The sequence below is a fragment of the Paraburkholderia bengalensis genome, from assembly GCF_037126505.1.
Taxonomy (GTDB): domain Bacteria; phylum Pseudomonadota; class Gammaproteobacteria; order Burkholderiales; family Burkholderiaceae; genus Paraburkholderia; species Paraburkholderia bengalensis.
The window spans coordinates 1-22,848 of the sequence record NZ_JACFYJ010000083.1; the positions used below are offsets into that span (position 1 = coordinate 1).

The following is a 22,848-nucleotide window of genomic DNA, read 5'->3' on the forward strand; positions in this document are numbered from 1 at the left end:
CGGGCGGCGCGACGGCCGCGCCTGTCGGCGGCGAGCCGGACGGCACGCTCGGCGCAGGGGCCGTCGATCCATCTGCGAAAGGTTCGCCGCCCCCGGGCTTCGGCGCCGCGCCGGATTTCGGCGCGTACAATCCGCCGCCCGCGAGCGCCTATCCACCCGCACCGCCTGCCTATCTGCGGCAAAGCGATTCCGCGTGGTCCGTGTTCGGGCGGATCGTCGCGGCGCGTGCGCGGCAACTATTCGACCGCGCGGGCCGCAGGATCACGCAGCGCACGCTGCGCATCGGCGTGTCGGCGCGCATCTTCCACCCGGAGCCGGGCGCCAAAGGCTTGCGCGGCAAGACGCTGCAGTACCTGGAGGAATCGATTGCCCATTGGGTGATGTCGCGCGACGTGCTTGTCTTCATGATCCCGACGGTCGGCCATCAGGGCATGCTGCACCCGAGCAATATCCGCCTGCGAGACTACGCCAAGCATCTGGACGGACTGCTGCTGCAAGGCGGCGCCGACGTGTCGCCGCAGTCGTATGCCGAAGTGGCGACGCGTCCCGAATGGCCCGGCGACCGCGTGCGCGACATGTACGAACTCGAGCTGCTGCACGAGTTCATCGAGTCGGGCAAGCCGGTGCTCGGCGTTTGCCGCGGCTGCCAGCTTATCAACGTGGCGTTCGGCGGCACGCTCTATCAGGACATCGCCTCTGACGTGCCGACGGCGGGCGTCCACGTCAACGAACACTACGACCAGCATCGCCACTCGGTGCATTTCCCCGAAGGTTCGACGCTCGTCAACATGTTCCCGGGCCGGCGCGAGGCGATCGTCAACTCGATTCACCATCAGGCGGTCAATCAGCTGGGCCGCGATCTGAACATCGAGGCGGTGTCGGCCACGGACGGCATCATCGAAGCCGTGCGTTACCGGCGCGCGCCCTTCGTGATGGGCGTGCAATGGCATCCGGAGTTTCACCGCGCGGGCGGTCCCGAGCTGCTCGACTGCACGCCGCTGCTCGATACGTTCTTGCGGGTCGCGCGCGAAACGCGCTTCTGAGCGCGACCGCATGTCGACCGAACGCGAGCGGGCCAGCAATGGCCCGCTCGCGTTTTTGTTTTTCGTCTGTGACGTGTCTGCTCGTTCTCCGTTGCTGAGCCGCTTCGATCGCAGAAATCCACTCAGCTTTTACGAATTTTTGCGTTTGCTGATGCAATTGTTTAGTTGTCCGTTTATCTCGATTTAAAGTCCTGTCGCCGCATGTCAGAAAGGACAGTTTCCAAGCGATAATCCGAGGTTGTTTCGGAATACGCATGGAGTAGCGACGTATGAAGTACCCCTTGGATTTGCGCCGCACGATATGGCTCGTCGTCGCCTGCATGCTGATGCATGGCGGCGGCACTGCGTCGGCGGGAAACCGGTTGTCGTCAGAGCCGGCCGGTGCGCGCGCAAACGCCGCCGGCAGCGTCCGGGCCGATGCGCAAGCCAGTGCCGATGCTGTCGACGATGCGGGCAAGGTACTCGGCATCAACGCTTTGGCCGACGCGAGCGGCAGCGCGCAGGGCGACGTCGCGGACCTGATGCAACTGATTCACGACGGTGGATTGACGGAAATGCGCACCACGTACAACGGCGGCTATGGCGCGTCGCTGTTCTTCCACGCGCAGAGCATGACGTACTACGTCGCGCTCTTTCAGGACAAGCATTTCTGGCGCGTGATCCGGACCGTGGACGAGGCGCGCGCGGAAGCCGTCTACGCGGGCTTCGCGCGGCAAACGGCGCAACTCGCCGACGTGCAGATTCGCAAGGCGCAATTGCAGGCGCAGAAGGCGTCGATCGAGCGTGTGATCGGCGAGTCGCAGATGCGTGCGCAGCGTCTGCAGGCCGACATTGAAGTGGCGCGCGCGCAGGAAGCCAAGGTCGCCGACTATCAACGGCAGCAGCAGGACGAGACGGTCGCGTTGCGAGAAGAGAAGGAAAAGGCACAGTCGCAACTGCGCGTGCTGCAGCAGCAGGTTCAGTTGTTGCAACGACAAGCGGAGGCTGGGCTGCCGGGTAACCGCTGACAACGGGGGTGATTCGAGCGCGGGAAGCGCGGCGTGTCGGCTTTCGATGAGCAAGGGCTGAGTCCTGCATGATGCGGGACTCAGCCCTTTGTTTTCGAGCCTGACTATCTGAATGTCTGCCGCGGAAATTTGCCGCCAAGCGTTGCGGCGAATCTGATGTCACGCGTTTCGGCGCAATTCGAAGCGACGTTGCGAAACGCTGCCGCGCTGGCCCGCGGCTCGCGAGGTCACTTCGAAAACCGCTCGGGCACTTCCGTCACGCGACGCTGCGAGATGTGGTTCATCCAGTCGGTACTGTCCGTATTGACGCGGCCACGGTTGACCGGCGCTGTCGGCATGTCGCCAACGTGCGTGCGCGCGGACATGGTGATGGATTCGTAGTCGCTATCGGGGCGAGGGGACGGCGCAAGCGGCGAATACGCGCCCGCGGTGGAAGGCAAGGGCCGCGCGCGATGCAGCGAAGCGAGCGGTGCGTCGGAGAATGCAGTGATTCCGCGCTCGCGCCGGGTCGCCGCCGGCAGATGGTCCGCCGCCTGCGGCATGCGCCGGACCTCCGGGTGCGCGTACGTGCTGCGCTCGCGCCTGGCCGGATGCGAGCCACGGGCGGCGGGTGATAAGCGACCGATGCCCGATTGCTTCATGCGCTGCGGTGCGACGCCCGCCTGACGCTCGTCGGCGCCGTGCGGCGCGATAGCATCTTTGTGGCCAGCGGAGGCGTGCGCAGCCTGCGGGGCGCGCGAGGCGTTCACGAGCGGCGCGCTGCGTCCGGAAGCGCGTCTCGCCGAACCGGCTACGGCTGCAACCGGTGTGCGCGCTGCGAGATCGCCCTGCGCGCGATCCCGCGCCCTCGCGACATCAGCCCGCCGATCGACGGCGCCTGAGCGAACATGCTCGCGATCATCAGGATTCGCGCTGGACGGATGCTTCAGCGACGAACTCAGCGTGACTTCGGGCGCGGCGGCGAGCGCTGGCGTCGGCGGCTGGCGCGGGTGATTGGCGACCAGCCACGCAATGGCCGCTGCGCCCCCGATGGCGCAGGCGCCGCCCGCCACCCGGTTCCATTGACGAGTGGCGTGTTCAAGCGAAGCCACGGGGTCGCGCAGATTGAGCCCGATGGCGCCGCGTCCGAACGCGGCAGCAGGGGTGACCGGCTGCTGGCGCAGGCTTTGCGGGTCCCAGCGGCACATCGCGCGGATAGAGTCGGCGCTCAGGCAAAACGTGCGCAGCATCGCCGCGTACAGCGCTCTCAGTTCCGTACGAAAGCTGACGTTGGGCGGCAGCAGCGCCCATTCGCGACCGAGGGAGCGGGACACCAGCTCGAGCGGCCGCAAGCGCGGCATTCTGAATTCGCCGGCAACTAGTGTGAGTGGTGGTGTCGACACGGTCTTCGCCTCGTTCTTTTTCGCGCGTTTGGCCTCGAAGCGGCGGACAGCAACAGCCGTGAACGTGCTGCGTGTTCACGGTTCGGTCGAGGCGTTCGGTCGCGGTATGGTGGCGGGCGAGTGCCGTTCTGGCGATCAGATGAATCCGAAATGCTCAGTTATTTTGACGATCAGGTGTTTCGCCATCGAGGCGATAGACGTATCGCAACGCCGTGATGTCGGTGCCGCCCATCTGATCCGGCTCGGCGCCGGAGAACTGCCAGCCTTGCCGCTCGTAGAACGCAATGGCGGGCGTGTTGCCCTCGAGCACGTAGAGATAGAGCTGCGCTTCGCCGTGCTCGCGCGCCCAGTCCTGTGCGGCGCGCATCAGCAGCTTGCCCGCCCCGATGCCCTGATGCGCGGGCAGCGCGTGCAGATTGTCGAGCAGCACGCCCCACGGCGAATCTGGCTGCCGCTCCACGCACACGAAGCCAATCGGCTCGCCCGCGCGCTCCGCGATCAGCACGATGCGGCGCTCGGCGCCCGGCGCCGACAGCCGCGCTCGCCAGTACGACGCACGTTCGTGCGCGACTTCGCTATCGAGGAACGCATCGGGGAGCAGTCCGCGGTAGGTGGCCTGCCAGCTCGCGCTATGAATGGCGGCGATCAGATCGGCGTCCGCGTCGGTCGCGGGCCGAAGCACGAGGGATGAAACAACGGGCGGCGAGACGGAATCAGGCATTGCGGCAGTCCGGACAGGCAAATGCAGACATTTCGGAAAAATCAGGCCGATGGACAGACGGCACGGGAATCACGTAAGGCGAAAAGCATACAAGCAGCACGATAAGACGCATGTTCGCCGCCGTCACCTTGCAGAGTCTGACGCGCGAAAACCGCATCGGAAGAATCTTCTTGGTTCGGGCTGTTTGTAAGCAAAATGTATTAAATGCGCGTCGATCGGAGTAACGTTATTATCACGGAGCGCGCATTATGTAAGCGAATCTGCAGGTTTACCCTGATACCTTCGCCGTTCTCGCCGAATCACAATACCGCGCCCCACGCGAGCGCTGTGCCCCGACGGACGCAACATCCGCTCGCGTAGTGGCACTACGCATCCGCTCTGCGCCGCGGATCGTTTGAACTGCCCAGTGCCGCCTGTCTTACCCAGGTTGCGGGCCTATTTCGAGATTGTCATGGCAACTGCATCCCATGCTCACGTAGCGACGGACGAATCCAAGGTCCGAACCGTATTCCGCGTCGTCAGCGGAAACTTCCTGGAAATGTACGACTTCATGGTCTACGGCTATTACGCCGCAGCCATCGCCAAGACGTATTTTCCGAGCGGCAACGAGTTCGCCTCGCTGATGCTGTCGTTGTCCGTGTTCGGCGCGGGCTTCCTGATGCGGCCGTTGGGCGCAATTGTGCTCGGCGCATACATCGACCATCACGGCCGCCGCAAGGGCCTGATCCTGACGCTCGCGCTGATGGCGCTCGGCACGCTGACAGTCGCGGCCATTCCCGGCTACGCGACGATCGGCGTGCTCGCGCCCGTGCTCGTGCTGCTCGGGCGGCTGCTGCAGGGCTTCTCGGCGGGTGTCGAGCTGGGCGGCGTCTCCGTGTATCTGTCGGAGATCGCGACTAAGGGCAACAAGGGCTTCTATTGCTCGTGGCAGTCGGGTAGCCAGCAGGTTGCCGTCGTGTTCGCCGCGTTGATCGGCGTAATCCTGAACCGCACGCTGCCCGCCGACCAGATGACGTCCTGGGGCTGGCGCGTGCCGTTCCTGATCGGCTGTCTGATCGTGCCGTTCCTGTTCCTTATCCGCCGTTCGCTGAAGGAAACGGATGAGTTCCTCGCGAAGAAGCACCGCCCGTCGGTCGGCGAGATTTTTTCGTCGATGATGCAGAACTGGGGCGTCGTGCTGGGCGGCATGGGCATGGTCATCATGACGACCGTGTCGTTCTACATGATCACCGCGTATACGCCGACCTTCGGCAAGGAAGTGCTGAAGCTCGACGCAATCGATACGCTGATCGTGACCGTGTGCATCGGTGTGTCGAACCTGATCTGGCTGCCCGTGTCGGGCGCGATCTCGGACCGCGTCGGCCGCCGCCCCGTGCTGCTGACCTTCACGATCCTCACCATTCTCACGTCGTATCCCGCTGTGCAGTGGCTCGTGGCCGAGCCGTCGTTCGCGCGCCTCCTGATGGTCGAGCTGTGGCTGTCTTTCCTGTACGGCTGTTACAACGGCGGCATGGTCGTCGCGCTGACGGAAGTAATGCCGCCCGACGTGCGCACGGCAGGCTTCTCGCTCGCGTACAGCCTTGCGACGACTATCGGCGGCTTCACGCCCGCCATCGCGACGTACCTGATCCACTCGACGGGCAACAAGGCCGCGCCCGGCCTGTGGATGAGCGTAGCGGCCGTGTGCGGGCTGATCGCGACGCTCGTGCTGTATCGCACGCAGGAAGCGCGCAATCAGTACCGGACGGCGTGAGCCTCACGGCGTGTCAGGCAGCAAAAGAAAACCCCCGCCATGCGGACCGCCATGCGGGGTTTTTTCATGGGCGGCTGCGCAACCGCAGCGGCAAGCGCCGCGCTCAATCGCGCAGCACCGACGCCACTTGTTCGACCACTTCCGCCCACGCTCCGGGCCGCGCCTGCCGCACGAGCCGCGCCGACGGATACCACGGGCTGCGCGCGTCGCCGACGAACCAGCGCCAGTCGGCGGCGAACGGCAGCATCAGCCATAGCGGCTTATTGAGCGCCCCCGCCAGATGCGCAACCGACGTATCGATCGATACGACGGCGTCGAGACGCTCGATGATCGCCGCCGTGTCGGCGAAGTCGCGAATGCGCCCGTCGAAGCGATGAATGTTCTTCGCACGCGGATGCGCGTCGAGCGCGCGCGCTCTTCGTCGGCCAGCGCGGGCTGCAGCACGATCCAGTCGATGCCGTCGAGCGCGAACAGCGGCTCCAGCGCGGCAAGCGGCATCGAGCGGTTTTCCTGGCGCTGCACGCGCCCCGACCACGCGAGCCCGATCTTGCGCTTCGCGTGTCCGCCGAGCGAGCCGCGCCATGTGCGCCGCGCCGCCGCCGGCGCGTTCAGGTAGGGCACGCGCGACGGAATCGAGTCGGCATCGGTGCCGAGCGCCAGCGGCAGACTGAGCAGCGGGCACTGCAGGTCGGCGCGCGGACGCGGCTCGCCTTGCGCGATCAGCGTGATGCGCCACTGTTTCGCGGTCGGCGCGAGCAGGGCGGCGAGTTCCGGCTGCACTTCGAGCACGACGCGCGCTGCGCGCTGCGCGGCCTGTTCGACGAAGCGCACGAATTGCAGCGTGTCGCCGAAACCCTGTTCGGCATGGACGAGCAGCGTGCGATCCGCGATCGGCTCGCCGTGCCAGCGCGGCAATTGCGCGACGTCGGCGGGCGCCGCCGCAGCTTCGGGCGCCGTCGCGTTGTCCAGACGCCATTCGTATTCGGGCAGGCCGCGCTTGAAATCGCCGAGCGTGAGCAGCGTCACGGCCCGGTTCATATGCGCGACGGCGAGATCGGGCCGCAGACGCAGCGCCTGATCGAATGCACGCAGGGCGGCGTCGTGCGCGCCGAGCGCGTGGTGCGCGGCGCCCAGGCTCAGCCATGCGAGCGCGAAGGTCGGATCGAGGCCGACGGCGCGCTCGAAGCGAGGCCGCGCTTCGTCGTGACGGCCGAGCGCGGCGAGCGCGTTGCCGAGGCCGAACAGCGCGGGCGGCAGGTTCGGCTGCAGCGCGAGCACCGCTTCGAACTCCGCGACGGCCTGTTCGTGATGGCCCGTTGCGTCGAGCGTATTGGCCAGGTTGAAGCGCGCGGCGACAAAGCGCGGCTCGGCCTTGAGCGCCGCGCGAAAGTGCGCGCTCGCCTCGACGGACGAACCGAGCGCGTTGAGCGCCATGCCGACGTTGTTGTGCGCGCCCGCGTGGCCAGGCCGCAGCTCGAGCGCGCGCCGGAACGACTCGACGGCCTCGCGGTGCCGGCCAAGCGCGTGCAGCGCATTGCCGAGATTGACGTGCGACGACGCATCCATCGGCTGCAGACGCAGCGACTTTTCGAACGCGTCGACGGCGTCTTCGTGGCGCCCGGCGAGCGCGTACGCGTTGCCCAGGTTGTAGTGCGCCATCGGAAACGTCGGCGCGAGCGTCAGCGCATTGCGAAAGCGCTCGATAGCCTGGTCGAGCCGGCCGAGCGCTTTCAACGCGTTGCCGAGGTTCAGCTGCAGCCCGGCGTCTTGCGGGCGCAGATCCACGGCGCGCCGCACGAGCTCGGCCGCCTCCTGGTGCTGGCCTTGCTGGTGACGCAGCACGCCGAGCAGATGCAGCGCGTCGACGTGGCGGGGATCGAGTTCGAGCGTGGCGCGGTAGCCGCGCTCGGCGTCGTCGAGCCGGCCGTCGCGATGCGCGCTATAGGCGCGCTCGAAAACAGGGAACATGACGCAGGGAGGGTGCAATGCAGGAAAACGCGCATTTTCCCACACTCGGCAGACGCGTCCCGACTTGACGCGGCGAGTGTTGCTCAATAACATATGAACATCTGTTCATATGTACGCCTCAACGAGAGCCGGAAAATGTCCGCCGTAGTTTCCCCTCAAGCCGACGATCGCGTCGTCGAGATTGCCGATCTGTTCCGTCTGCTCGGCGATCCGACGCGTCTGCGCATCGTGCTTGCTTGTGTCCACGAGCGGCGCGCAGTTGGGGCGATCGCCGAATCGTTGAGCCTGTCGCCTTCTCTCGTCAGCCATCATCTGCGGCTGCTGCGGGCGGCGCGCATCGTGCGCGCGGAGCGGCAAGGCAAGCAGGTGTTTTACGTCGCGGCCGATCAGCACATCAGCCGCATGTTGACCGACATGCTCGAGCACGTCGCGGAACCCGTCAGCGAATCGGCCGCCGATTTTGCGCAGGAACACCCATGAAATACGCCCCTCATCAAGCCACCGGGCCCGCGACCGAACCGCGGTCAGCGCCGCTCGAACCGCACGTGCACACGGCTGCCTGCGCGCACGCGGAGCACGGCGACCACAGCCACGATCACCCGCACGACCACGACCATGACGCGGATCGCAAGGGCTCGCGCGCGCATCAGCATGATCATGCTCACGGTCATGGCGGTCATCATCACCATCACGCGCCCGTGGCAGGCCACGGCCGCGCGTTTGCCATCGCCGTCGCGCTGAATGTCGCGATCGTCGTCGTGCAGGCGGTGTACGGCGTGCTCGCCCATTCCACGGCGCTGCTTGCGGACGCGGGACACAATCTGTCCGACGTGCTCGGCCTGCTGCTCGCGTGGGGCGCGACGTGGCTCGCGACGCGCCGGCCGTCCACGCGCTACACGTTCGGGCTCGGCGGCTCGTCGATTCTCGCGAGCCTGCTCAACGCGGGCCTGCTGCTGTTCGCGTGCGGCGTGATCGTCGCCGAAGCCGTCGGGCGCCTGTTTCATCCCGCGCCCGTCGCCGGGCTCGACGTGTTCATCGTCGCGCTCGTCGGCATGGTCGTGAACGGCTTCTCCGCCTGGCTCTTCATGCGCGGCCAGGAAGACGACCTGAACATTCGCGGCGCGTTCTTGCACATGCTGGCCGACGCCGCCGTGTCCGCCGCCGTCGCGGTCGCGGGTCTGGCCATCGTCTTCACCGGCTGGACGTGGCTTGACCCTGTGATGAGCATCGTCGTGGTCGCCGTGATCGTGTACGGCACGTGGGGCCTGCTGCGCGATTCCGTCAAGCTCGCGCTCAATGGTGTGCCGACGGGCGTCGATCTGCAGAAGATCCGCGACTATCTCGCCACGCAGCCCGGCGTCACCGATGTGCACGACCTGCACGTGTGGGCTCTGTCGACGACGGGCAACGCGCTGTCGGCGCATCTCGTGATGCCCGCCGGACATCCGGGCGACAAGGCGATCGACACCATCGTCAGCACGCTGCGCGTCGAGTTCGACATGCATCACGCGACGCTGCAGGTCGATATGGGCACCACCCAGCATCGCTGCTCGCTCGATCCTGCGTCGCACGCGCACTGAGCGCGGCGTCGCGACTGATTCTCGATCCGGGCGCTGCTTTGATGCGGCGCGTCGTCGGCAAGACGGCAGGGACTGAAATGCTCGGCGTACACTAACGGGCATGTCCGACTGCGGAGGTCTGCATGACGGGTGCTTCCATCGACGTACCGCCCGTGCTGATCGTGGGCGCGGGGCCGACGGGGCTGGCGGCAGCCATGAGTCTTGCGCGCGCCCGCGTGCCCGTGCGTCTGATCGACAAGGCGCAGCAGCCGGACCCGCATTCGCGCGCGATCGGCATTCAGGCGCGCACGCTGGAATTGCTGGAGCAGCACCGGCTCGTCGACAAGTTTCTCGAACTCGGTCATCGCGCGCGTGCCGCGAATCTTTACTCGAACGGCCAGCGTCTCGCGCGGCTCGATTTCGATCCGCTGCAAACGCGCTATCCGTATCTGCTGTTTCTCGATCAGTCCGTCACCGAGCGTCTGCTGACGGAGCACCTGGCAACCTACGGCGTGCAGATCGAACGCGGCGTCGAGCTGACGATGTTCGCGCAGGGCTCGGCGGGCGTGAACGCCACGCTGCAGCGCGCGGACGGCCATATCGAGACCTTGCATCCGTCGTACATGATTGCCGCCGACGGCGCGCACAGCGCGATCCGCCATCGGCTCGGCATGAGCTTCGCGGGCAAGACATTCGAGCAGACCTTCCTGCTCGCCGACCTCGAAGCCGACACCTGCTGGTCCGACGACGAGTTTCATATCTTCGCGTCGGGCGCGGGACTGGCCGCACTGTTTCCGATGGGCAAGAGCAGGCACCGGCTGATCGCCGATCAGCCCACGATGGCGGCGGCCACGCCGGAGCACGGCAACCCGGCGCCGCTCGCCGCGATCGCTCCGCCGACGCTCGATGAATGCCGCGTGATCGCGAAAAGCCGCATTCATCATCCCGTCGATCTGACGAGCCTGTCATGGTCGAGCTACTTTCACCTGAATAGCCGCATGGTCGCGCAGTTGCGCGTGCAGCGCGTGTTTCTCGCCGGCGACGCCGCGCACGTGCACAGCCCCGCGGGCGCGCAAGGGATGAACACGGGCATCCAGGAAGCCTTCAATCTCGGCTGGAAACTCGCGCGCGTGTTGCACGGTAATGCGCCCGAGCGGCTGCTCGATACCTATCACCTCGAGCGTCATCCCATCGAGCGCGACGTCCTGCGGCAGACCAGCTTCGTCACGCACATGGCGGAAGCGGATCACGGGCCGCTCAAGCTGCTGCGCGAGCGCGTGCCCGTGCTCGCCGCGCTCGGCCCGTTGCGCGACGCCGCGCGCCTGACCGTCAGCGAGCTGTCGATTCAATACCGGCGCAGTCCGTTGACGCTCGAACGCGTGCTTGACGGCGGCCCGCGCGCGGGCGAGCGCGCGCCCGATGCGCTCGTGCATGTGATCGACGGGCCGCTGGGGCGTCTGCCCGGCGCCGGCTGCATCTTCGATCTGCATGATCCGGCGTTTTTCTCGCTGTTCCTGCTCGTCGAGCCCCCAGAGGATGCCGCGTCGAGCAGCGGCAAACGCCTCTCGCTGCACCTGAAACCCGCGCGGCCCGCCGATCTCGACCGTTTCGCCGCCGCCGTCGAAGATCTGCTGCCGGGCGCCGTGCGCGTGTGGCGCGTGACGGATGCGAACGGCGAGGGCGGGGGGGGCATCGCTGAGCGAATCGTTTGGACGCACGCGGCCGTCGTTCTATCTGGTGCGGCCCGATGGCTATGTGTGTGCGCGCGGGCGCCCCGGCTCCGATCTGAACGGGCTGCTGCGGCATTGCGAAGCGTGGTTCGCGAGGAGCGGGCCCGGCGAGCCGGCTCCGTGACGCAGGTAGGAAACGCACCGGAAAGCGCGCAAAAAAAGCGTCCGCATCGAGCCCGATGCGAACGCGAGGTACTGCTGTTGCGTGAAGCGTGTCAGGCCGGTGCCGCTTCCTTCGGCGTGAGATCGGCGAGATGCCTGATAAGCGCCTCGCGAACCATCTCATGCAGCTCGAGCTCGGCCCCTTCGGGCTTCGCGTGCAGCGTCGCCAGAATCGCGCGGCGCATGCGCGGCTCCCAGAAGCGGCGGATGTGATCCGCGATGCTGTCGATCGCTTCGTCGCGATCCGGCATCGACTCGAAAAAATCGCCGATGCGGTTCGCCATGTCGATCAGGTTAGCTACGTCCATTGCGTTACCTCACTTGCCTGAGGTTGTGGCGAGCTCGCGCTTGTCGAGATGCTCGAGCTGCTCGTTGTTGAAGCGCGAGTACTCCTTCTGCCATTCCGATGGCTGCTCGACAGGCATCACCTGCACGGCCGTCACCTTGTACTCGGGGCAGTTGGTCGCCCAGTCGGAGCTGTCCGTCGTAATCACGTTCGCGCCCGATTCGGGGAAGTGGAACGTCGTGTAGACGACGCCCGGCTGCATCCGGTCGGCGACCTTCGCGCGCAGCACGGTATAGCCCGCGCGCGATTCGATGCCGACCCAGTCGTCGTCCTTGATGCCGCGGTCTTCGGCGTCGTGCGGATGAATCTCCAGCCGGTCTTCGTCGTGCCAGCGCGAGTTTTCCGTACGCCGCGTCTGCGCGCCGACGTTGTACTGCGACAGGATGCGGCCCGTGGTCAGGATGAGCGGGAATTTCTGGTTGACCTTCTCCGGCGTCGCGACGTACTTCGTGATGACGAACTTGCCCTTGCCGCGCACGAATTCGTCGATGTGCATGGTCGGCGTGCCCTCCGGCGCGTTCTCGTTGCACGGCCACTGGATGCTGCCGAGTTTGTCGAGTTTCGCGTACGACACGCCGTGGAAAGTCGGCGTGAGGCGCGCGATCTCGTCCATGATCTGCGACGGATGCGTGTAGTTCATCTCGTAGCCGAGCGCGCGCGCCAGCAGGATCGTCACTTCCCAGTCCGAGTAGCCGGGCAGCGGCGGCATCACCTTGCGCACGCGCGAGATGCGGCGCTCGGCGTTGGTGAACGTGCCGTCCTTTTCGAGGAATGTCGAGCCCGGCAGCAGCACGTGTGCGTACTTCGCCGTTTCGTTCAGGAAGATGTCCTGCACGACGATGCATTCCATCGACGACAGCGCCGCGCCCACATGCTGCGTGTTCGGGTCCGACTGCACGATGTCTTCGCCCTGGCAGTAGAGACCCTTGAAGCTGCCATGAATGGCGGCATCGAACATGTTCGGAATGCGCAGGCCCGGTTCCGGCTGGAGCGTCACGCCCCATTCGCCTTCGAACAGCGTGCGCGTGACGGTATCGCTGATATGGCGGTAGCCCGGCAGTTCGTGCGGGAACGAGCCCATGTCGCACGAGCCCTGCACGTTGTTCTGGCCGCGCAGCGGATTCACGCCGACGCCTTCGCGGCCGATGTTGCCCGTCGCCATCGCGAGGTTCGCGATGCCCATCACAGTCGTCGAGCCTTGCGCGTGTTCCGTTACGCCGAGGCCGTAGTAGATCGCCGCGTTGCCGCCCGTCGCGTAGAGGCGCGCGGCTTCGCGCACCTGCTGCGCGGGCACGCCCGTCACGCTTTCCATCATCTCCGGCGAGTTCTCCGGCAGCGCGACGAAATCGCGCCAGTGCTGGAACGCGCGCGTCTCGCAGCGTTCGGCGATGAATGCTTCGTTCAGCAAGCCTTCCGTGACGATCACGTGCGCGAGCGACGTCACGATCGCGACGTTCGTGCCCGGACGCAGTTGCAGGTGATGCGTGGCCTTCACGTGTGCGGTATCGACGATATCGATGCGGCGCGGATCGACGACGATCAGCTTCGCGCCCTGACGCACGCGGCGCTTCAGACGCGAGCCGAACACCGGGTGGCCGTCCGTCGGATTCGCGCCGATCACGATGATCACGTCGGATTTATCGACGGAGGCGAATGTCTGCGTGCCCGCCGATTCGCCGAGCGTCGTCTTCAGGCCGTAGCCCGTCGGCGAGTGGCACACGCGCGCGCAGGTGTCGACGTTGTTGTTGCCGAACGCGGCGCGCACGAGCTTCTGCACGAGATACGTTTCTTCGTTCGTGCAGCGCGACGACGTGATGCCGCCGATCGAATCGCGGCCGTACTTCTGCTGGATGCGGCGGAATTCCGACGCCGCGTAGTTCAGCGCTTCCTCCCAACTGACTTCGCGCCACGGGTCCGTGATCTTCGCGCGGATCATCGGCTTCTTGATGCGGTCCTTATGGGTCGCGTAGCCCCATGCGAAGCGGCCCTTCACGCAAGCGTGGCCCTCGTTGGCCTGGCCGTTCTTGTGCGGCACCATCCGCACGACGGTGTTGCCCTTCATCTCGGCCTTGAACGAGCAGCCGACGCCGCAGTAAGCGCAGGTCGTCACGACGGAGTGCTCGCCCTGGCCCATCATCACGATGCTCTTTTCCGACAGTGTCGCCGTCGGGCATGCGGCCACGCACGCGCCGCACGACACGCATTCGGATTCCATGAACGGCTGGCTTTCGCTCGCCGCGACGCGCGACTCGAAGCCGCGTCCGCTGATCGTCAGCGCGAACGTGCCTTGCGTCTCTTCGCACGCGCGCACGCAGCGGTTGCAGACGATGCACTTGGACGGGTCGTACGTGAAGTACGGGTTCGATTCGTCCTTCTTGTCCTTCAGGTGATTCGCGCCGTCAAAGCCATAGCGCACTTCGCGCAGGCCCGTCACGCCCGCCATGTCCTGCAGTTCGCAGTTGCCGTTGGCGGGGCAGGTGAGGCAGTCGAGCGGGTGATCCGAGATGTACAGCTCCATCACGTTGCGGCGCAGGCCTTGCAGACGGTCCGTTTGCGTGCGCACCTTCATGCCCGCTTCGACGGGCGTCGTGCACGACGCGGGATAGCCGCGCCGTCCTTCGATTTCGACGAGACACAGGCGGCACGAGCCGAACGGTTCGAGCGAATCGGTCGCGCACAGCTTCGGGATGTTGACGCCGGCCTCGGCGGCCGCGCGCATCACCGACGTGCCCGCGGGCACCGTGATCGCCTGGCCGTCGATTTCGAGCGTCACGTCGACGTCGGAGTGACGCAGCGGCGTGCCGTAGTCGGTATCGTCGAACGGACCGCGCTCGTTGCGCAGCGCGCCCGCCTTGCACGCACAGTTGCCGGAGCCGCAGCCGCCGGATTGAAAAGTGATCGGATCGGACATGATGGGCTTCCTGTTAGGCCGCTTCTTTCGGCGTGGCGGTCACGAGACCGAAGTCTTCGGGGAAATGATCGAGGGCGGATACGACCGGGAACGGCGTCATGCCGCCCATCGCGCACAGCGAACCGGACACCATTGTGTCGCACAGGTCGCGCAGCAGTTGCACCTGCTTCGTCGACGTATCGCCGTTGCGGATGCGCTGGATCACTTCGACGCCGCGCGTCGAGCCGATCCGGCACGGCGTGCACTTGCCGCACGATTCGAGCGCGCAGAAGTGCATCGCGTATTGCGCGAGGTCGGCGAGATTCGACGTGTCGTCGTGAATCACAAGGCCGCCGTGACCGACGACGGCGCCGACCTTCGCGTATTCCTCATAGTCGAGCGGGATATCCCACTGGCTTTCGGGCAGATACGTGCCGAGCGGGCCGCCGACCTGTACCGCGCGCGCCGGACGGCCGCTTGCCGTGCCGCCGCCGTAGTCGAACATCAGTTCGCGCAGCGTGCAGCCGAACGCGAGTTCGACGAGGCCGCCGCGCTTCACGTTGCCCGCGATCTGGAACGGCAGCGTGCCGCGCGAGCGGCCCATGCCGAAGTCCTTATAGAACGCCGCGCCCTTCGCGAAGATGATCGGCACCGTGGCGAGCGTGATCACGTTGTTGATCACGGTCGGCTTGCCGAACAGGCCTTCGAGCGCGGGCAGCGGCGGCTTCGCGCGCACGATGCCGCGCTTGCCTTCGAGCGATTCGAGCAGCGCCGTTTCCTCGCCGCACACATACGCGCCCGCGCCTTTCGCGACGAAGAGTTCGAAGCGATGTTCCGAGCCGAGCACGCTATCGCCGAGCCAGCCGGCGGCGCGCGCCTTGACGATCGCGGCTTCGAGCATGTCGATCGAGTGCGGATACTCGCTGCGCACGTAGATATGGCCGACGGTTGCGCCCGTCACGATGCCCGCGATGATCATCCCTTCGATCAGCACGAACGGATCGCTTTCCATCACGAGCCGGTCGGAGAACGTGCCCGAATCGCCTTCGTCGGCGTTGCAGACGATGTACTTCTGGTCGGCCTTCGCGGCGCGCACCGTGCGCCACTTGATGCCCGCCGGGAACGCCGCGCCGCCGCGGCCGCGCAGGCCGGATTCGACCAGTGCTTCGACGGCCGCGTCGCCGTTCATCGCGAGCGCGTTGTACAGGCCGACGATGCCGCCGTTGGCGATATAGTCGTCGGTCGAGAGCGGGTCGGTGATACCGATGCGCGCGAACGTCAGACGCTGCTGCTTCTTCAGATACGGAATCTCGTCGACCACGCCGACGTGCTTCGCATGCGTCGCGTTGCCTTCGATAAAGCCCGCGTCGAACAGCGATGCGACATCTTCCGCTTCGACGTTCGCATAGCCGATGCGGCCCTGCGGCGTTTGCACTTCGACGAGCGGTTCGAGATACAGCAGACCGCGCGAGCCGTTGCGCACGAGTTCGATGTTGATGCCGCGCGCTTTCGCTTCGTCGGCGATGGCTTGCGCGACGGCGTTGGCGCCGAGCGCGAGCGCCGACGAGTCGCGGGGAACGTAGATGCGCGTCATGCTGTTTCCTCCACGCGTTTCATCGCGGCGGCGTAGATCGCGTCAAACTTTTGCGGCGTGACCTTCGCGTACAGCTCGCCGTTGATCGTCATTGCGGGCGACAGCGCGCATTGACCCAGGCAATACACCGATTCGAGACCGACGGCGCCATCGCAGGCGTGATCGTGCTTGTGATCGTCACCGTGCTTGTGCGCATCGAAGCGGCAACCCGTGCGCGCCTCGATATGCTGCGCGAGCGCTTCCGTGCCCATGCTGCGGCAGGCTTCCGCGCGGCACAGTTGCACCGTTACGGGCGCGGCAGGCGACTGGCGGAAGTGGTGGTAGTAAGTGATGACGCCATGAACTTCCGCGCGCGACAGGTTCAGCGTGCGCGCGAGCGGCGCGACGGTGTCGGGCGGCACGAAGCCGACGTCGTCCTGAATGGCGTGCAGTACGGCAACCAGCGATTTGCCGGGCAGCGCGTGACGCTGCACGAGTTCGTCTGGCGCAATGGCGTTCGGTCGATCCACAGTGGGGCTCCTCCAAAGTCGATATATGCACTTGTTATTCATAACCCGCGCATCTATGCTTTGCTTGTTTGATATATCAATGCGAACGATAGGCGGGTGTACCGGCTTTCGCAATAGGAACTGAAAGTACATATATGATTCGGATCGAATGCCAGGCGCAGCTGATTGTGCGGGACAGCAACGGCCAAACGTCCAGCCTGACTGACGCTGTGCCGCTACTCTCGCTCGTCGACCAGACGGGCAGCATCGCGCAGGCGGCCGCGCTTAAGGGTTTGTCCTACCGCCACGCGTGGGGTTTGCTGCGTGCCATCGAAACGCAACTGGGCGGCGCGCTGATCGAAAAGGAGCGTGGGCGCGGGTCGGCGCTGTCTGAATTGGGACAGGCCGTGTTGCGCGCGCAGCGACTGTGCGGGGAGCGGCTGGACGGCAACATGCAGGCGCTCGCGAGCGAGGTGGCAAGCGATCTGAACCGCTGGCTCGCGCCGCCCGCCGAAGACGTGCGCATCCACGCTTCGCACGGTTATGCGGTGGCGGCGCTCGTCACGGCGCTCGTCGCCGACGAAGTGCCGCTCGACATCAAATATCGCGACAGCGCCGAAGCAATCACGGCGCTCGCGCGTGCCGAGTGCGATCTCGCCGGCTTCCACTTGCCGCGCGGCGAGTTTCGTGCGGCTTGCGCGGACAAGTACCGGCAGTGGCTCGATCCGCAGCGTCATGTGCTCGTCCATCTGACGCGGCGCAAGCAGGGGCTCTTTCTCGCGAAGGGCAACCCGAAGGGCATTGGCGGATTGACGGATCTGGCGCGCGACGACATCCGCTTCGTCAATCGCCAGCACGGCTCCGGCACGCGCATGCTGATCGATCTCGCGCTACGGCGTGTGGGCGTCGATCCCGACCGCGTGAACGGGTATGCGTCGACGGAACTGACGCATTCGGCGATCGCGGCTTTCGTGGCGAGCGGCATGGCGGACGTCGGGTTTGGCGTCGAGCCGGCCGCGCATCACTTCGGGCTCGACTTCATTCCGATCGTCGACGAGGACTATTACTTCGCCTGCGACAGGGCACGGCTCGAACGCGCGCCACTGACGACGGTGATGTCGGTGCTGCGCGGCAAGACATTCCGGCAGAGCGTCGCGCATCTGGAAGGCTACGATGCCGGCGACTGCGGCAAATTGCTGGAACTGGACGAAGGCCTGGCAGGCGAAGAGACGGCCGCCTGAGGTGCGCGGCCCCGTTTCGATGCGGCGTGCAAGAAAGCGCAACACGGCGCAAGCCTGCGCAAGGCGCGCATGGCGTAAGCGCCCGTAACAACGGATCAGGCCGAGGGCGCTGCGTTGCAGCGCGCTTTGCGTTAATCTCTACGCTTTCATTACAACGCCTGACATGCGCGGCGTTCATGCCGCGCCGAATCGACATGAAATTTCTCGTTCCCGCCTGTGCCGCCGCGCTGACTGCCGGCGCGCTGTTTGCCACGATCTCAGTTGCGTTTGCGCAGAATTCGCCCGGTGTGCCGGGCGGCATTCTGACCGAGGAATTCAAGCTGAACGAGCATCCGCAGATGCCGTTCGGCGCCTCGGCGCCATCGAAGAAGTTTCAGAGCGACAAGCCGTCGAAGCTGCGCAAGCGCGGCGACAACGGCGATCCGAACGGTTGCAACCTCAAGTGCCCTGACGATCAATAATCAAGTCTGACGCGCCGCGCCTTCGCGGCGCGGCGTCTACCCGCCGACGCGCGCGAATCAGGGCTTGGCCGTATGCCACACGTCCTTGAAGCCGTCGCCCTTCATGTCGCCGGGTTTCTCGTCCTTCGCAAAGCGGTAGAGTGGCTTGCCCTTGTATGCCCACTGCTTGCTTCCATCCGCGCCGTCGATCATCGTCCAGTCACCTGACGGCTTGTCGCTCGCGTCCGCCGTAGCGGCAGGCCATGCGGCCGCGCAGCCACCTGTACAGGCGCTCTTGCCTGGCGTCGTGTCTTTATCGAAGGTGTAGAGCGTTCGTCCCTGAGCGTCGACGAAATGTCCGTCCATGGTTTTCGGCGGCGCGGCGAAGGCGGCTTGTTGAAGCGCGAGCGCGGCGATGAGGAAGAGAGTCTTGCGCATGATGCGGCTCCTGTTCTGGACGTTGTATATGGAGTGTATGCAATCGGTTGGCTTGTGCGCGCTGAAGATGCGGTGAGGCGGCGCGCTCCGAATAAACGGCCTGCGCGCGCAAATATTCCACGCGAGCGTCGAATGCATGCCCGTCATTGTTCGCGAGTGGCGCCTCTTCGTCGCTGCATCGCGGTTGACTGTCTTGCCTGCGCTTTCAGTCAGCAAGATGCATGTGGACCGCTCGACATAATCGTCGGATCATTCGCGTGCCGCGAGATGATGTCGATGGGGCGGGCAGCGCTGGTAACGCGCTGCGCGAGCTTGCCGGAGAACGTCGACGAGGGCGTCGACGGCCGGATCTCGAAGCGCGCGATACGCAAGCGATGACACAGCGGTTGTGCGACAAGCTGGCTTGCCGCGATGCTTTGCCGTCGATGGGGCAACGCGCTCGCGGCAAAGCCCGGCGGGAGTTCTGCAACAGCAGGTTCGTCCGGGAAACGGAAGAGGTGTATGTGCGCGCCGCGGCATGAGGGCGTGATGCCGTCGCCAGAAACGACACAAGGCCAGGAAACGACCAAAGCCCGCGCAGCTCAGCTGCCGCGGGCTTTGTATTTTTTTCGCCGGGTGTTAACCGTGTTCGGCCGGGCGAATCAGCGTTGCGCCGCAGGTCGTGATGTCGCCGATGTAGGCGATGCGCTTGCCATCGTGCCGGCGCCTGCCGCTGGCGATGATCGGGTATTTACCGCCGCAGCGCGGGCACGCGACCAGATGGCCGTCGAGCGCGACGCCGATGTCGGCGTCGGTCAGATCCTGCGCCGCCTCGACGATCTTGCCTCCGTGATCGGTCATGTCGCCGAGGCGGGCCATGATGGGAACCTCTACGTCGCTCATGTTTGCACTTTCCATTTTATTAGTGATACCAATCGAATCTGACGCTGCCGGGCGCGCGCCGTTGGATTTGTGCATTTCACGTGATGTCAGTCGGCGCGGCTATCGGAAAAGGTTGAAAATGGGGCGCCAACCTATGCAGGATGCGTGATGGCGACGCTGCGTTTGAAGACCGGCGGTAATAAGAGGAGAGGGCGTCAGCTTCCTGGCAGGCGCGCGTGACGCAAATGGCAAAAACCCGCGAAGGCATGGCCCGCGCGGGTTTCAAGGCAACGCCGAGGTTGCCGGAATGAATATGGTGGAGGCGGCGGGAATCGAACCCGCGTCCAGAAGTCCTCCACGACTAGTTCTACATGTTTAGTTCTGTCTTTTGATTTAACCGGAGCGACGCGGACGAACACGCTGCGCTACGGCGATTCACTAGATTTTCGACCCGGACGTCGTGACACCGCCAAGGCTTAACTGACGTAAATGACCTCTGTCGGTATTGCTACCGGTCTTGCGACACTAGCCCGTCAGTGAACTAGGCAGAGGACGGCGGCCCTTAGGCTGCCAGTGCGAACGTATCGTCGTTTGCAGTTACGTTTTTCCCATTGATTAACGAGGTGACGGGTCCTCGACATGCCCTAGCCGCTTCGCAACCCCTGTCGAAACCAGGTCGCCCCCGCAGAAGGAATGAGCAACATATGTGGCCCAAGGAGTGATTTTACAACAGTGCTTCGCCCGAGTCACGGCGAAACGCGCAGATTGCGCCTCGCGCTTCAGCTGATGTCGCGCAGCAGCTTTTGCAGCTCGGATGTCGAGTTCACGACATGCTTCGCGTGCCAATGGGTGGGCGGAATGTCGTTGCCGCAATAGCCGTAGGCCGCGGCCACCGTCACCATGCCCGCCGCGAAGCCTGCCTGCACGTCGCGCAGGTCGTCGCCGACGTAGACGATCCGTTCCGGCTGCAGGTCCAGTTCTTTCGCGGCGTGCAACAGCGGCGCCGGATGGGGCTTCGAATGCGGCGTCGTATCGCCGCTGACGACGCAGCCCGCGCGGGCGCCCAGCCCGAGTTGCGCAACGAGCGGCTCCGTCAGCCGCGCGACCTTGTTCGTCACGATGCCCCAGCGAACGTTGCGCGCGTCGAGTTCGTCGAGGATCTCGCCGATGCCCGGAAACAGCAGCGTCTCGATGCACAGGTCGGCTTCGTAGTTCGCGAGAAATTCGTCGCGCATCGACGCGTAGTCGTGGTGATCGGGGCCGATACCGAACGCGCCTCCCAGCAGGCCGCGCGCGCCCGCCGATGCGAGCGGCCGTAGGCGTTCGAGCGGCACCATCTCCAGGCCGCGCTCGTGGCGCATTTTATTGACGGCTGCGGCGAGATCGGGCGCCGTGTCGGCAAGCGTGCCGTCGAGGTCGAACAGGATGCCCTGACAAAGACCAATCGACGTGTCTTCGTCCTCGCGTTGTGGCAGGGGCGTGGGATCACTCATTTAACTAGGCAGACAGATATAGGGGCGGGGTTGACGGGCGCGGATCGCTCAGGCTTCGCGACGGCACGCCAGCATATAGTTGACGTCCGTGTCGCCCGAGAGGCCGAAATGCTTGGTGAGCGGGTTGTAGGTGATGCCCTTGATGTCCGCGGTATGCAGGCCCGCCGCGCGCGCGAAGCCGGCCAGCTCCGACGGCCGGATGAAGCGCGCGTAGTCGTGCGTGCCCTTCGGCAGCATGCGCGCAAGGTACTCCGCGCCGATCACCGCCAGCAGGTAGGACTTCACGTTGCGATTGAGCGTGGAGAAGAACACCCAGCCGCCAGGTTTCACGAGCGTCTTGCATGCTTCGACGACCTTTGACGGATCGGGCACGTGCTCGAGCATTTCCATGCACGTCACCACGTCGAACGATGCAGGCTCGCGGGCTGCGAGCGCTTCGGCCGCGATCTCCTCGTAATTTACCGTTACCCCGCTTTCAAGGCTGTGAAGATCCGCGACACCCAGCGCTTCGTGAGACAGGTCAATCCCCTTCACGTCGGCGCCCAACGTCGCCATCGATTCCGACAGGATTCCGCCGCCGCAGCCGATATCGAGGACGCGTTTGCCGGCGAGGTGCGCGTGCGCGTCAATCCAGTTGAGCCGCACCGGATTCAGTTCATGCAAAGGCTTGAACTCGGCATTCGGGTCCCACCAGCGATGCGCGAGATCGCTGAATTTCTGTAGTTCGTGGGGATCGGCGTTGGTCATGACGGAGACGTCTCGGAGGCGGATGGAGCGGTGGATCGGAGAAACCCTGAGTATATAGGGCAGCGAACCGGGCGGCAAAAAGGCGCCGGAGCCGCCGGGAATGCGTTTCTACTCGCGGTGGAGCTTGCTGGCGATGCACATAAAAAAGCCCCGCCGAAGCGGGGCTTGATATTGCCGTGTTCTGTAGCTTACTGCTTCGAAGTACCGACAACTTCGACTTCCACGCGACGATCCGGTGCGAGGCAGGCGATGAGTTGCTTGCGGTTCTTCTGGTTGCAACCGGTCGTGACCGGGTTGCGCTTGCCCTTGCCTTCCGTGTAGATGCGGTTGGCTTCGATGCCCTTGCTGACCAGGTATGCCTTGACAGCTTGTGCACGACGCAGCGACAGACGGTCGTTGTACTTGTCCGAACCGATGCGGTCCGTGTAGCCCGTGGCCACAACGACTTCCAGGTTCAGGCCTTGAATCTTCGATGCCAGGTCGTCCAGCTTTTCCTTGCCAGCCGGCTTCAGGATAGCCTTGTCGAAGTCGAACAGCGTGTCAGCCTGGTATGTGATTTTCTGGCTGGTGATTGCGGGAGCGACGGGCGCCGGTGCCGGCGGCGTCGGTGCTTGCGCGACCAGTGCGCCATCGCACTTTGCGTTAGCCGTTGCCGGCGTCCAGAACGCATCGCGCCAGCAAAGCTCGTTCGTGCCGTTCATCCACACGTATTCGCCGGTGCCGTTCACCCAGTTGTCGTTCGTGGCTTGTCGCGACGCCGGCACCGACTGTGCCGAAGCGGATGCAGCCATAACTGCGGTAGCTGCAATGAACGCGAGCTTTGAAAGTTTATTCATATTTCTCCTCTCGAAATTGAGATTACCGCAGGTTTACTGCGAGCCTGTTGACGAAGACCAGTCATACATTGCTCGAAGTATAACATCGGTGTGGCGCGAACGCCGCTGTGTGTAGACTTCGAGCCGTGTCTAACTTTGTGCGTTCGCAT

General features: G+C 65.0%; 18 protein-coding genes, 1 other RNA gene and 2 pseudogenes. 8 read left to right on the top strand and 13 right to left on the bottom strand.

Annotation, left to right across the window (positions count from 1 at the left end):
* The coding region (locus H3V53_RS32990) for a gamma-glutamyl-gamma-aminobutyrate hydrolase family protein (RefSeq protein ID WP_336601425.1) at positions 1 to 1,043 on the top strand (1,043 nt) is incomplete at its 5' end.
* Between the two features lie 269 nt (positions 1,044 to 1,312).
* The gene (locus tag H3V53_RS32995; RefSeq protein ID WP_336601426.1) at positions 1,313 to 2,050 is read left to right on the top strand and encodes a DUF2968 domain-containing protein; all 738 of its coding nucleotides are present in this window, start codon (positions 1,313 to 1,315) and stop codon (positions 2,048 to 2,050) included.
* A 227-nt stretch (positions 2,051 to 2,277) separates the two neighbouring features.
* Here the strand turns inward: H3V53_RS32995 and H3V53_RS33000 are convergent, their stop codons facing one another.
* On the bottom strand, positions 2,278 to 3,432 hold the full coding sequence (locus H3V53_RS33000; protein WP_336601427.1) for a hypothetical protein: 1,155 nt from the start codon (positions 3,430 to 3,432) through the stop codon (positions 2,278 to 2,280).
* Between the two features lie 154 nt (positions 3,433 to 3,586).
* Positions 3,587 to 4,153: a GNAT family N-acetyltransferase gene (locus tag H3V53_RS33005; RefSeq protein WP_336601428.1), complete on the bottom strand. Its 567-nt coding sequence runs from the start codon at positions 4,151 to 4,153 to the stop codon at positions 3,587 to 3,589.
* A gap of 451 nt (positions 4,154 to 4,604) precedes the next feature.
* On the opposite strand from H3V53_RS33005, the gene tcuC reads away from it, so the two are divergent.
* Positions 4,605 to 5,906, top strand: coding sequence for an MFS transporter (gene tcuC / locus H3V53_RS33010; protein ID WP_336601429.1), 1,302 nt, complete (start codon positions 4,605 to 4,607; stop codon positions 5,904 to 5,906).
* Between the two features lie 103 nt (positions 5,907 to 6,009).
* Here the strand turns inward: tcuC and H3V53_RS33015 are convergent.
* Positions 6,010 to 7,874 (bottom strand): annotated as a pseudogene (locus tag H3V53_RS33015) (tetratricopeptide repeat protein).
* Between the two features lie 135 nt (positions 7,875 to 8,009).
* On the opposite strand from H3V53_RS33015, the gene H3V53_RS33020 reads away from it, so the two are divergent.
* The 3 genes and pseudogenes from H3V53_RS33020 to H3V53_RS33030 all read left to right on the top strand — a co-directional run bounded on the left by H3V53_RS33020 (position 8,010) and on the right by H3V53_RS33030 (position 11,287).
* Positions 8,010 to 8,354: an ArsR/SmtB family transcription factor gene (locus tag H3V53_RS33020; protein WP_336601430.1), complete on the top strand. Its 345-nt coding sequence runs from the start codon at positions 8,010 to 8,012 to the stop codon at positions 8,352 to 8,354.
* Positions 8,351 to 9,454, top strand: coding sequence for a cation diffusion facilitator family transporter (locus H3V53_RS33025; RefSeq protein ID WP_336601431.1), 1,104 nt, complete (start codon positions 8,351 to 8,353; stop codon positions 9,452 to 9,454). Before H3V53_RS33020 ends, H3V53_RS33025 begins: the two co-directional genes overlap by 4 nt.
* A gap of 122 nt (positions 9,455 to 9,576) precedes the next feature.
* Positions 9,577 to 11,287, top strand: a pseudogene (locus H3V53_RS33030) (FAD-dependent monooxygenase).
* A 91-nt stretch (positions 11,288 to 11,378) separates the two neighbouring features.
* Here the strand turns inward: H3V53_RS33030 and H3V53_RS33035 are convergent.
* The 4 genes from H3V53_RS33035 to H3V53_RS33050 are packed head-to-tail and all read right to left on the bottom strand — an operon-like array spanning position 11,379 to position 16,706.
* Positions 11,379 to 11,633: a formate dehydrogenase subunit delta gene (locus tag H3V53_RS33035; RefSeq protein ID WP_054916738.1), complete on the bottom strand. Its 255-nt coding sequence runs from the start codon at positions 11,631 to 11,633 to the stop codon at positions 11,379 to 11,381.
* Positions 11,634 to 11,642: 9 nt separating this feature from the next.
* A complete protein-coding gene (gene fdhF, locus H3V53_RS33040) occupies positions 11,643 to 14,582 on the bottom strand; it encodes a formate dehydrogenase subunit alpha (protein ID WP_336601432.1) in 2,940 nt (979 codons plus the stop codon).
* A 13-nt stretch (positions 14,583 to 14,595) separates the two neighbouring features.
* Complete coding sequence (locus tag H3V53_RS33045; protein WP_336601433.1) at positions 14,596 to 16,155, bottom strand: formate dehydrogenase beta subunit; 1,560 nt, start codon at positions 16,153 to 16,155, stop codon at positions 14,596 to 14,598.
* Positions 16,152 to 16,706 (bottom strand): NAD(P)H-dependent oxidoreductase subunit E, encoded by a 555-nt coding sequence (locus H3V53_RS33050; protein WP_419539602.1) that lies wholly within the window; start codon positions 16,704 to 16,706, stop codon positions 16,152 to 16,154. Before H3V53_RS33050 ends, H3V53_RS33045 begins: the two co-directional genes overlap by 4 nt.
* Before the next feature lie 92 nt (positions 16,707 to 16,798).
* Here H3V53_RS33050 and H3V53_RS33055 point away from each other — a divergent pair, with 92 nt between their 5' ends.
* Together H3V53_RS33055 and H3V53_RS33060 are read left to right on the top strand one after the other, a co-directional pair.
* The gene (locus H3V53_RS33055; protein WP_054916734.1) at positions 16,799 to 17,884 is read left to right on the top strand and encodes a substrate-binding domain-containing protein; all 1,086 of its coding nucleotides are present in this window, start codon (positions 16,799 to 16,801) and stop codon (positions 17,882 to 17,884) included.
* A gap of 194 nt (positions 17,885 to 18,078) precedes the next feature.
* Entirely contained in the window at positions 18,079 to 18,345 is a 267-nt protein-coding gene (locus H3V53_RS33060; protein ID WP_054916746.1) for a hypothetical protein, read from the top strand.
* A gap of 57 nt (positions 18,346 to 18,402) precedes the next feature.
* On the opposite strand, the gene H3V53_RS33065 is transcribed toward H3V53_RS33060, so the two are convergent.
* The 6 genes from H3V53_RS33065 to ompA form a co-directional block, all read right to left on the bottom strand.
* Positions 18,403 to 18,762 carry a COG4315 family predicted lipoprotein gene (locus H3V53_RS33065; RefSeq protein ID WP_336601435.1) on the bottom strand — a complete coding sequence of 120 codons (360 nt, stop codon included), beginning with the start codon at positions 18,760 to 18,762 and terminating at the stop codon, positions 18,403 to 18,405.
* Between the two features lie 618 nt (positions 18,763 to 19,380).
* Positions 19,381 to 19,620, bottom strand: coding sequence for a PAAR domain-containing protein (locus H3V53_RS33070; RefSeq protein WP_336601436.1), 240 nt, complete (start codon positions 19,618 to 19,620; stop codon positions 19,381 to 19,383).
* A gap of 317 nt (positions 19,621 to 19,937) precedes the next feature.
* Positions 19,938 to 20,307: a transfer-messenger RNA gene (ssrA, locus tag H3V53_RS33075) on the bottom strand.
* A gap of 95 nt (positions 20,308 to 20,402) precedes the next feature.
* Positions 20,403 to 21,116, bottom strand: a complete 714-nt coding sequence (locus H3V53_RS33080; RefSeq protein WP_336601437.1) for an HAD family hydrolase — start codon at positions 21,114 to 21,116, stop codon at positions 20,403 to 20,405.
* A gap of 48 nt (positions 21,117 to 21,164) precedes the next feature.
* Positions 21,165 to 21,863: a bifunctional 2-polyprenyl-6-hydroxyphenol methylase/3-demethylubiquinol 3-O-methyltransferase UbiG gene (gene ubiG / locus H3V53_RS33085; protein ID WP_054916732.1), complete on the bottom strand. Its 699-nt coding sequence runs from the start codon at positions 21,861 to 21,863 to the stop codon at positions 21,165 to 21,167.
* 188 nt (positions 21,864 to 22,051) lie between these two features.
* On the bottom strand, positions 22,052 to 22,699 hold the full coding sequence (gene ompA, locus H3V53_RS33090) for an outer membrane protein OmpA (protein WP_012400146.1): 648 nt from the start codon (positions 22,697 to 22,699) through the stop codon (positions 22,052 to 22,054).
* Positions 22,700 to 22,848 lie beyond the last annotated feature (149 nt).